The sequence below is a fragment of the Pseudoflavonifractor phocaeensis genome (assembly GCF_016901735.1).
Taxonomy (GTDB): domain Bacteria; phylum Bacillota; class Clostridia; order Oscillospirales; family Oscillospiraceae; genus Pseudoflavonifractor_A.
This window is the reverse complement of record NZ_JACLZC010000079.1, coordinates 1-11,402: the sequence shown is the minus strand read 5'-3', so window position 1 is coordinate 11,402 and position 11,402 is coordinate 1. Positions and strand designations below refer to the sequence as shown.

Genomic DNA, 11,402 nt, shown 5'->3' with positions numbered 1-11,402 from the left:
CCATGGAGATCTACACGGATTTAATCTTATTGCCTCGGAGGAAACCGAGGACAGCTATTCTATCATTGATTATGATAGCGCTAGTGTAGATTCCTACTTACTGTTTGATCAAGCATATTTCGAATTCAGTGTCTTTTTTGACAATTCCAAAGATAACGACCTTAAGACGTGGAAAACCATGCTGGAACAGATGGTCATTCCCCCCGTATTTCAACAGGTAGAGCCCTGTGAGCACTACTTGGAATATATGGTCCGCAATGCTGTATGTGCGGGTATCACGGATTGGATCCAGGAGGCTGGACTAGAAAACTCGCGGGATGATATCGAGCTCCAGTTCCTATTAGCTAGGATTGCAGCAGGAATCAACTTTTTTTGCAAAAAGAATTGTTCGGATCAGGGGAGGCAAATAAAAGTTCTCCTCTTCATTTGTTGCTGCCTCAAGTCTCTTTTTGAAACAATAGGATATTCTTACAATACAAACGATGTGAGTGCCCTATCAATAGCATCTGCTTTTACAGATACAGAGGATATTTGGGAAAACGTATTTAAATTTAGGAATTATATTCCCGTACTGATTACAGATGACCGTTATACTGCCAGCGACTTGAATGAACTAAAAAATCTATGCAGTGTCCGGTGGAGCTTGGTGGTGGATGTTGGCCCGGAGGAGGAAGAGGCAGTAGTATATAAATCTTTGCTGGAACATGTGAAGACAGAATCTGTAAAACGCATTGCACTTCTCTCTGGTGAGGACGCAGAGGTCTTTGATAATACGCTCAATGTTCTCTCGATTCGAAAGCCTGCGGACGTTGCATATGCAAGTCTTTGGCGCCGCTGTGGGAAGCGATTACTCAGCCAATTGGAAAAACTCTTGTCCAGTAATCCTCAAGTACCCCTGGTTCTGGTATTTGACTGCAGCAAGAACGCGCTTTCTTTTCGTAACCAACTGATTGACCGCTTGTGCGATCTTCCTCTGCCAGGGGCGACCCGCTTCGCAGCTCTTAGGGCAGGATTTTCGGAGGACTTCGTCAGCGAAATGGAGGATTTAGAGCGCCAGCGTCACTGGCATTTTGTCCCGTATCCGGGGGCAACCCTGTTACATGCCGCCCGGTGCTGCGGCCTCTATCTGCAGCAACTTCAGGATGCCGGACACAGCGCGGAACTGCCATCCATTGATGGGACGTGCACCTTTAGCAAGGAAGATTTGCTCCGATTTAGTTCCTCTATAGAACTGGTATATGCTGGTTGTGAGGACATCCCCGAACATGAATTGGGTCGCATTGGCTTTGATACGTCCGGCGGAGGCGACAGTCTGGGAGAGGAGTTCTACAAAGGCAGCGAGGCCACATGGAATGATATTGCAAAGAACCGCGATCTCCGCCTTTTGGAGGACAAAGACTACCAGAACATCAAAAATCGGCTGAAAAAGCTAATGGATGAGTCTTCCCCCCGTATTAAGACGATGCAGCTGATCCATGACGCGGGGACCGGTGGCACAACACTGTCTAAACGTATCCTCTGGGATCTAAAGCATTCCGTACCTTGCGTGCGGTTGAAAAAGTATGTGCCAGACACAGTGAGTATGCTGCTGGAAGTTTGTCAAAGAACCGGAAAACGGGTGCTGATGACAGTAGAACAGGGCTCTACCGTCATTACAGACGATGAGCTTAATATACTGGCTCATCAGGTAAACGCGGACAATGGGAAGCTGCTTATTCTGCTGATTACCCGCTCCACTGATTCGACCACTCGTAGGCCTTTGCGCAAAGAACGCGAAGAAAAAGACGTGCTTGTCCGACTGATAGATACCATGCCAGCGAGGATTGCAAGGGACTTTTTGGAGCGGTTCTCAAAATACGCTGCGCAGCGTAGCACCCCCGTGGAACGGGTACGGCGTCTTAAGGCAATTACTGGTGATGACAATAACGGACAGCGTACCCCGTTTTTTTACGGATTCTATGCCTTTCAGGAGGAGTACAACTTATTAGACCGTCTGCAAAGCACGGTAGCTATCTGTACGCAAAACCAGCGAGAGCTGCTGAATAGCTTGGCTCTCGTTACGGCGTATTCCCAGAATATTTGTGTGGCTTTTTCGGAGTTACGCGTCATCTTGGACATGAAAGACGACGGCAGTGGTACGATGAATTTCTATGTTATGAAGGATAATCTTCCGACGGCCATATCAAAGCTGATGGTAATCCGGCCGGATGGATGCAGATTATGCCATCCGATTATTGCGGAGAAATTGCTATTGCTTCTCCACGGCACAGAGGATCAGCATATGGCAATGAACGATGTGGTTTATCCGTCGATCTGTAATTATATTCAGACCCTGTATAATATCTATGGTGGAGGAAATGACCGGGTCGACAAAATTTTAAAAGAGCTGGTCATAGACCGTGCATATATTGATGCGGATGACCAAAAAACGAAGTTCTCTCCCTTGGTGGCAGCAATCCCGAAGTGGAGAGATAAAGAAGCCCTTTTCCGCCTGCTAATTAAGAAATTCCCAGAAAATCCGCACTACTATAATCATTTGGCCCGTCTTTTGGCCTACGGAGATGTAAGTGCGAAAATCACTCCTCAATATGAAGAAGCTATCGAAGAGGCCGAACGCGCCATCGAGGTGGCAGAGAAGTCAGGGCTTCCTGCTTCTACTCACCGTACAACACTGGGATGCATTTATGGACAATGGTTGATACATAATATTAAAGAGGAAACAAAGAATAAGCTACGGGGACGCCTAGCTCCGAGTTGCAGCGATTTGATTGATAATATCAAAGTTTTGTATAGCTTAGCCCGCGAGGAGTTTGAGAGCGCTCGGAAGGAAAGCAAAATACATGATAGTTTCAGTTATTTCCCACAAATTCACATGGAATATCGAATCATTGAGCAACTGATAACGTTTGACCATGGTCGAACGACACAACAGCTTATAGTGCAAGAGCCCTCTTTCAAGGCGTGGTATGATGAGCATTTTAGTATTGCCGCAGAGTTACTGCTCAATATGCGCGATTTTCAAAATAATAATCCGTCGCTTTTGAAACAAGCACGAGAAGGTTTGGAAAGTATTTCCGAAAATTCTATCAACTGTATTAAGGCAGACCTGCGCGGTCTACTCAATTCTAATGCTGCCGGCGACAAACGGCGTAGGCGGGCGCTTATTTACGGATCTTTTGTGACGAATGGATGCCGATGGAACGGGTTGGATAGAGATACCTGTGAGTTGGCGGAAGAGAGTCTGCGGAACAACTTTATAGACTCGGATGATGGACACAAGAATGCAGATGTCGAAACATGGTTTGAACTCTATCGCCGGTGCAGCTATTTCAATGCCGCAGAGGCTCAGCATATCCTTGCGGCCTATATGGAGGATGGTTACAAAAAGAACTATCTGCTGTTTCTGCTTGCCTTTATTCTGTGGGAGTCGGATGCGGCTGGAGCCTCTCCGAGCGCGGTAGATGCATGTATCAGAGAGGCACAGTTGTTGGCACGACAGCAAGGAGTCAATACAGCAAGAGAGTACGACTGTTTTGTTGGTACCAACGCTATAGGATGCCCTATCGTACCCGTAACGGATATACGTAGAGATGGGTCTGGAAATCCGGAAGGTCTTAAAACATTCACAGGGCGGGTTACCGAAGTGGAGTACACGCATGGGAAAATTCTTCTGGATAGACTTAATTTGGAGGTAACCTTCATTCCCAATCCCACAACAGTGAATCAGGATGAGAAAAGAATATTCAAAAGAGAGGACGTTTCTTGTAGAGTAAAGCTAAACCTAATGTTTTCTTATTCGGGACTTCGGGGCTGGGATGTGGTGAAAATGGACTAAATTGAGCGAGTGGCTTTCTCGTAGACTAGGCCGTTCTTGAAAACAAAAAGTGGCACAATCGGCTGAGCTATCTAATACCAAGAGTATGTAAACGGTAGAAATCGACAACGGAATATGAAAAATGGGTCAAAACACTTCCGCTACTGGAAAAACAGGAAAGCAAAGCAGCTTTTGTCGGAATAATCGAACGATGTCGAACCGAGTGCTTTGGATTGTCTGAAGTGGCGCTTGTCAGTAGGGACTACTGCAGACTTGTGAACTCTAACCGTCTGTATATGTTCGATTCACCAAATAGCGGGATAATGGCATACGGGAACTGCGCGCGCACTCTATGTAGGAAGACGCCGACAATAGGACAGAAGAAGGCAAAGGCAGTTGTCTGTACAAGCGGCGGGCCCAATAAAAAGATTCATACCGTCGTAAATGGTTTTAGCTCCGATAAGCTCTTTCTTTCAGCCGGAAATAATTATGGTTCTGTTCGTGCCATTGAACAGCTGAAAATTTAAGATTGGCGGGAGCAGCGTGGTGCATTGTGCTTTCGATGTTTGGGAAAGTCAAGAGTACATTTCAGAGTATGGAACTAACAAATGTGATTTTGCTACAAAGCAAAGTTTTGGTACAAAACTTTGCACCTGTACGAGAAGCGGCATCTAATCAAATATTTATTTTAGATAACCGGCTAATTTGATGTCTAATCAGCCGAGCAGTTAAATACCGCTCGGCTGATTGTCAATGTAATTATTCTTCCATGACCGCTAACATCATTCTGGCACCCAGCTTAAAGCTATTCTGGAACAGTAGGCACTCTGCCATGGTCTGATACTCACGCACGGCGTCCGTATATCGAGAGAACAGTTCTTTCTGTTCATCCGTCATGGTTGCCTGAAGCTTTTCTTCATTTCGGGTAATCAGGTGAAGCACTTCCTTGTATTCCTTGCAGGCGTTTGTGTCGTATTCGGTTGGTTCAATGTTGCCATACCAAAATTCTTCAAGAAGTCTCATACGGCATCCTCCCCATAGATCAGCTCTTGGAGGATGATTTCCTCTGCACGATTGCGGATGTTGTTCATGGCTCCGACCCATGCCATCTGATCCTGCGCTTTCAGCTGCTCATTGATACCCTCTTTCTCTGCCAGCTGTGTTACGAGCAGGTGGAGTTTGTTTCGTGCCTGAGTGTCAATGTCAGCCAGATAGCTGTGCAATACTCCGCTGAGAACAAGATAGGAATAGAGGATGGGGCGATGTTCTTTTAGGTATTGCTGGTGCTTTCTGCCCCACATGCCAATAGGAGATGTACTCGCTTCATCCAACACTAAGCAGGGGATATAGTAGTCTCCCTGGAGTTTATAACAAAGGCTGTTGCTTTGATCGAACATGTATTTTTCCATTCTGCTGTCCTCCGTGTCTAAATTTAATTTTGAGGTGAAGACGAGAACAGCAACCAAGTGTCTTTCCCTACCGTTGTCCTGCGTCGCCCTGGGCAGCGATACGCAAGGCACACATAAGGAGCAAAACCTGCTTTTCGTGCGTCTTGCACGAGGATGAAAATTAGAATCTGGTGTGCAGAAAAACCGCAGTATTAAGCCAAAAATCAGGTGGAAAGCGAAGGGATTACCGGATGTTTGGCAGGGACAGCACCAAGTCCTTGAAGTTCAGCAAGCGCTGATTTTCCCTACTTCTCAGTACGTCTCACGACGTGGATTTGCAGGAAAATTCAGTACGTTTGGAGCTGTGCGTGGTCCTCGCAAGTGTTCCGCTTTGCTTCGTAAGGAGCAAGCAAGGAGCGCACAAGGAACAAGAATCGCAGGCGAAAGCAAAAGCCCTATCAAGCAGGAGATCGTTCCGCAAGGAGCGTGTCTCCTGCTTTTTTGTGCTGCACGGCCTTTCTTTTCGGGCTTGTTGACTGCCTCCACATAAAAAGCGGCTGGCAGCACGGTGGCTGCCAGCCGGAAAAACGTTATGTTGTTTCACTGCCCTCTTGACGGGCGGCAGTTCACGCCGGTCCAGGGCGGGGACTTTTTTGTAACGAAGTTTTATTTGCGCGGCCTGTTCTTGCCCCGGATTACGAGCACAAGGCCGATACATATCCAGATAATCGGGACTGCCAGGCACAGTTGGAGCGGAAAATAGGTAAAGATAAAGGTATAGTTGGCAAGGGAGCCCTGCAAAAACCGACAGATTTCCACGAGAAACAGGAAGGTCGTGAGCGCGCACGTGCCCACACAAATCAATATAACGCCGATACCCCTTTGGTTATCCATGAAATATCCCTCCTATGCAAAAAGTGCCGTGCAGATGTCGCGCAGAGATTTTTCCATAATTAGGTATAAGCAGAGTTTTTTCGACAGGCTGGATGCCGCCCGGGACCGGGCGGCATTTTTTCATTTCCTTTTTCGTTTACTGTTTGGCTTCCTCGTAGGCGGAGGGCGCCGCTTCCACGCCCATCTTCCACTCCACCAGGTTGACCAGGAAGAACACCACCACACTCACCGCGCAGCCAAACACCACCGGCAGAATGCCCAGGTAGAAGTCGCCGCCGCTGAGCCACTGCCAGAAGCAGAAGCCGATGGTGCCGGCAAAGAGGGAGATGATGCCCGAATGCCGGGTGGCCTTGGGCACCACCAGGCCCAGGCCGTAGGCGGCAAAGGGTCCGGCGCAGCGGATGCCGAAGGCGAAGGTGTTCATGGTGACGATGGAGATGCCCGCCATGGAGATGGCGATGGCCACCGCCGCCGCCAGCACGTTGCAAAGGCGGGTATAAAATACGATCTGCTTTTCGCTCAGGTCCTTTTTGCCGCCCAGCCCCAGATAGAGGTCGTTCATGACCATGGTGGACATACAAAGGAGGTTGGAGTCGGCGGAGGACATGGTGGCGCAGATGATGGCGGCCGAGATGAGCCCCACTACCGCGGCGGGGGCGTGGGCGCTGGTGACGGCCAGCATGGCGTTGGAACCGCTTTCGGCCAGATTGGGGATGGTGTCCTTTACCGCCAGAGCGGTGAGACCCAGCAGGGTGGGGAAAAGGGACATGGCCGCCATAAGCACGGCGGAGAGGAAGGCCGCGTTGCGGGCGGTCTTTTCGTCCTTGGCGGTCTCAAAGCGGGAGACCATCTCGGGCCCGGCCAGGAAGGTACAGAAATAGTTGAAGATGTAGCCGATGATGGTGACCCAGCCGATCTTGGTAAAGTCCAGTTGGACGGGAGGCAGGGCGGCGGAAATGGTCTCCCAGCCGCCGCAGCCCTGGATGACAAAGGGAGTGGCGATGGCCAGGCCAAAGAGGATGATGACGAACTGCACCAGGTCGGACACCTGATCGGCAATCATGCCGCCGAAGGTGGTGTACAGGATGACCACCAGGCCGGCGATGACCAGGGCCACGTTGGTGGGCACGCCGGTGAGGGTGGCCACCACCGAGCCGGAGGCGGCGATCTGGGAGGAGGTGAGGCAGAAGAGGGAGAGGATGCTCAGAATGGCGGTAAAGGTGCTGGACACCTTGCCGAAGCGCCGGCCCACCACCTCGGGGATGGTGACCGCCATGGTCTTGCGGATTTTCGGGGCGAAGTAGGCCAGGGGGATCATGGCCACCGAGGCGGCCAGCACATACCACATGGCGCTCATGCCCCAGCTGCCGAAGGCTTTTTCGGCCAGGCCCGTGGTGGAGCCGCCGCCGATGTTGTTGGCCGACAGGGAGAAGGCCACCATAAAAAGCCCCATCCGCCGTCCGGCCAGCATGTAGTCCTTGCTGTCCTTGATGTTCAGCTTGCCCACGATGAAGCCCACCAGCAGCATACCGATGAGATAGGCCGCCACGATGACCAGGGGGATGATCTGAAGCTGCATAACAATGCCTCCTTACAAACACACAGTTTTTGCTACCGGTCTAAACGACAAAAGAGGCCCGATCCCAACACATGGATCGAGCCTCTCTGCCGTCGGGACGGTTTCCTTTGATTTCTTCATATTCCTCACAAAAGTCCTCCCATTCCCTGGTATCGGGAGAAAAGGCGGCGCAGAAGGCGGGAAACGGATCTTCCTCCATCATCTCCTCCAGATCATAGATGACCTCGCTGTAGTTATCGTCATAATGAAGGGCAAAGAGATGGGTGCAGACGATATGCTCCGCGATCCATTCCTCCAGCGCCTCCCGGTCCGGCGTTTTTAGGAACCGCGCCAGATAGTCCGTCGCGCGCTCCAGATCATCGTCACCGCCGACGATATATTCACAGGAGAGCTGGGTATAGAACAGCTTTGCGCCGTCGCTGGAGAACGCCCCCACCTCGTGGTTCAAGATCCCCGCGCCCGGCTCCCTATCCTCAAAGTCAAAGACGATCTTCAGCTTCCGCTCCTCCATCGCCCGGAGAAAGCGGTCATAAACCTCCGCGGTCAGGGCGCGCTTCGGCCTTCCCTCCTCTTTGCTGTTGAGCCAGCTCCGGGTCCAGCTGTCAAAATCGCTCAGGGTGCCGGAAAAGGACCAGCGCCCGCAGCCGGTAAATTCCACCGTCCGGTTTTGAAGCGTGGGCTTTTGGCGGGCGTGAAGACCGTAGGCCCCGTAAAATCGCCACATCTCCAGCACGGGGTAAAAATCCGCCAGCACGCCTTTGATCCATCTGCCCTTGAGATGGATGGTGCCGCTGGCCATGGAATCGTTCGCCATATGCGATCCCCCCTCTTTTGTATTCTTCACCCTACCACTTTATCACCACTATGCACAAAAATAAAGAAGTTTCATCTGTCATTTTTTGCAATCTGACGAAACATTTTCTTCCTGACGCCCCACGCCGGGGCACGATGACCATTCCTATCACTATGACTATGACTATAACTATAACTATGACTATTACTATATAGAACACCACTTTGCACACTTTCGTGCAAACCGGACGTTCCGGGGCTTCGACCCCTTGGGAGAAGATCCGACTTTGTCCCCCACCGATTGCAATTTGGGCGTATGTGTGCTATTCTATATGGCACACAGCCAAAATTCAGAACAGTTTTCCAGATTTGAGGTCACGCCGGTGGAAAAACGGCGTTCCGGGACTTTGCGCCTGATGGATGGGGACCTTGGATCGGGCGGAAAGAAAGGAAGTCGAAATGGAAATCAACGGCGAAGAAGTCAGCGGCATTGTCAACTATGCCGACCTGGGTTTATCCGAGGCCATCATGAAGGCCATCGAAAAGAAGGGCTACGTCCAGGCCACCCCGGTGCAGGCCGGAGCCATCCCCTACTTTATGGACTGGAAGGACGTCATTGCCAAGGCCCCCACCGGCACCGGCAAGACCTTTGCCTTCGGCATCCCCATGGTGGAGCATGTGGACCCGGAGCGCAGCGAGGTGCAGGCCCTGGTGCTGGCCCCCACCCGGGAGCTGGCCATCCAGATTCAGGAGGAGCTGCGGGACCTGTGCGCCTTCAAGGAGGGCGTGCGGGTGGTGTGCCTCTACGGCGGGCAGCCCATCGACAAGCAGATCACCCAGCTGAAAAAGCGGCCCCAGATCGTGGTGGCCACGCCGGGCCGGCTCATGGACCACATGAAGCGGCGCACCGTCCGGCTGGACAAGGTGGAGACGGTGGTGCTGGACGAGGCCGACCGGATGCTGGATATGGGCTTTGTCCGGGACGTGACCCACATTCTGGACAAGATCCCCCACCGTAAGAGCCTGGGGATGTTCTCGGCCACCATCAGCCGGGAGGTGATGGACATCTCCTGGGTCTACCAGCGGGACCCGGTGGAGATCACCGTCCGCCCGGTGGAGGAGTCCAAGCCCGACATCACCCAGTACCGCATCGACCTGGACGACCGTTCCCAGAAGCTGGACACCCTGGCGGCCCTCATCACCCACGGCGGCTATGAGCGGGCCATCGCCTTCTGCAACACCAAGAATATGGCCGACCGGCTGGCGGGCCTTTTGAAAATGCGGGACATCTCCTGCGAGGCCATCCACGGCGACATCCAGCAGCGGGTGCGGGAAAAGACCCTGGAGCAGTTCAAGGCCGGCAAGCTGGCCGTGCTGGTGGCCACCGACGTGGCCGCCCGGGGCCTGGACATCGACGACGTGGACGCGGTGTTCAACTACGACGTGCCCGACGAGTTGGAAAACTACACCCACCGCATCGGCCGGACCGGCCGGGCCAAGCGCCACGGCGTGGCCTACACCTTTGTGGCCAACATCACCGAGGGCATCCGGATGGACGAGATCACCCGCAACACCAAGGCGGAGGTGCAGCGCCTGCGCTACGACGCCGACGGCTGCCTGATGCTCTGCGAATAAATCCACCCAATGACGCAAAAAACCACGCCGGGCGGCGTGGTTTTTTGTCTCTATGGAAGGGAGAAGCGTGTTACTTGCTCTGCTGGGACAGCCAGTCAAAGAGGGTGACCTCCCGGCCGCCGATGGTGTCCACACACTGGTTGTTCAGGGTGTAGAGCCAGGACCAATGGCCCATGTACTCATAGGGAGTGACCCCGTCGGCCTGGAAGTAGAGGCCGGTGGTATCCTCCACCTTGTCAAAGAGGGAGTAGTGGACGTCGGCGGCGCCGAGGGGCTGGGTGAGGGAGATGTAGTAGAGGGTAATCACATAGACATTGTGGCCGCTGGTGGCGAACTCATAGTTGAAGGGGGAGCCGGCGGTCTCGTCGGGGCCGATCTTCAGTTCCAGGGTCACATAGGAGCCGCTCTCCGCCTGGTTGCCCTGGGCGTCGGAGACATAGGCGCTGGTCACGGTGCGGGCGGCCACGTGGCTGGTCTCATCGTAGATGCGGTCGGAGAGGACCTGGAACTTGTCGGCGGTGACGCTGGCGGGGTCCACATCGGTCCCCAGGGAGAGGATTACCTTGCTGATGGCGGGGCCCCAGTCCTGGGCGCTGGTGACGGTCTGATAGCCGGTGCCCGCCGCATGGTGGAAGGACTGGCCGGCCAGCTGGGCCAGCGCCTGGACGGCCTCGCCCCGGGTGACGGCGGCCCCGGCGATGCGGGCCAGGAACGCGGCCAGCTGGGCGGCATTGAGGGCGGTATCCGGGGCGAAGGTGGCCCCGCCGGTGCCCTGCACCACGCCCTTTTGGGCCAGCGTCTCCACGGCGGCGGCATAGGGGCTGTCCGCCGCCACGTCCTGGAAAACGCGGTCCGCCGCCAGAGCGGTTCCCGTCATGCCGGCGAGAAGGGCGGCGCTCAGCGCCAGCGCGGCACAGCGGCGCAGCAGGCCTGTCTGTTTCATGGTGATCCTTCCTTTCCGTTCAAATGATGGGCGCTTGGGTCATAGTTCAAGTCTATTGTAAATCCGCAGGTCAAATCCGTCAAGAAACGAGGGAAATTTTAATATTTTTTGGGCAGTTCATATAAACCCCCCTGGGCATCGCTCCCTCTGGTCATGGGGACAAAAAAATGCTAAAATAACATATTACCTCCCAATTTCACGGGAGGCACCTTACATCTCAGGAGGAGCTTATGAAGCGTTTTTATTTGGCGGCCATAGCGATGGCGCTGCTGCTCTCGGCCTGCGGCGGACCGGCCGCGGAGGTCACGCCCACCCTTTCCCCGGCGGCGGAGCCCACCGCCGCTCCCGTCTCCACCC

General features: G+C 53.2%; 7 protein-coding genes. 2 read left to right on the top strand and 5 right to left on the bottom strand.

Features of this window, described 5'->3' with window-relative positions; genetic code table 11:
* Positions 1–178 precede the first annotated feature (178 nt).
* Entirely contained in the window at positions 179–3,835 is a 3,657-nt protein-coding gene (locus tag H7U37_RS13240; protein WP_204876397.1) for a hypothetical protein, read from the top strand.
* Positions 3,836–4,573: 738 nt separating this feature from the next.
* Here the strand turns inward: H7U37_RS13240 and H7U37_RS13235 are convergent.
* The 4 genes from H7U37_RS13235 to H7U37_RS13220 form a co-directional block, all read right to left on the bottom strand.
* Entirely contained in the window at positions 4,574–4,837 is a 264-nt protein-coding gene (locus tag H7U37_RS13235; RefSeq protein WP_204876396.1) for a DUF6809 family protein, read from the bottom strand.
* Entirely contained in the window at positions 4,834–5,223 is a 390-nt protein-coding gene (locus tag H7U37_RS13230; protein WP_204876395.1) for a TnpV protein, read from the bottom strand. Before H7U37_RS13230 ends, H7U37_RS13235 begins: the two co-directional genes overlap by 4 nt.
* A 1,009-nt stretch (positions 5,224–6,232) precedes the next feature.
* Positions 6,233–7,675, bottom strand: coding sequence for a sodium:solute symporter family protein (locus H7U37_RS13225; RefSeq protein ID WP_204876394.1), 1,443 nt, complete (start codon positions 7,673–7,675; stop codon positions 6,233–6,235).
* A 40-nt stretch (positions 7,676–7,715) separates the two neighbouring features.
* Positions 7,716–8,489, bottom strand: a complete 774-nt coding sequence (locus tag H7U37_RS13220) for a hypothetical protein (RefSeq protein WP_204876393.1) — start codon at positions 8,487–8,489, stop codon at positions 7,716–7,718.
* Between the two features lie 437 nt (positions 8,490–8,926).
* Here H7U37_RS13220 and H7U37_RS13215 point away from each other — a divergent pair, with 437 nt between their 5' ends.
* Positions 8,927–10,102: a DEAD/DEAH box helicase gene (locus tag H7U37_RS13215; protein WP_204876392.1), complete on the top strand. Its 1,176-nt coding sequence runs from the start codon at positions 8,927–8,929 to the stop codon at positions 10,100–10,102.
* Positions 10,103–10,172: 70 nt separating this feature from the next.
* Here H7U37_RS13215 and H7U37_RS13210 read toward each other — a convergent pair whose 3' ends face one another.
* Positions 10,173–11,045 carry an S-layer homology domain-containing protein gene (locus H7U37_RS13210; RefSeq protein ID WP_204876391.1) on the bottom strand — a complete coding sequence of 291 codons (873 nt, stop codon included), beginning with the start codon at positions 11,043–11,045 and terminating at the stop codon, positions 10,173–10,175.
* Positions 11,046–11,402: the final 357 nt, after the last annotated feature.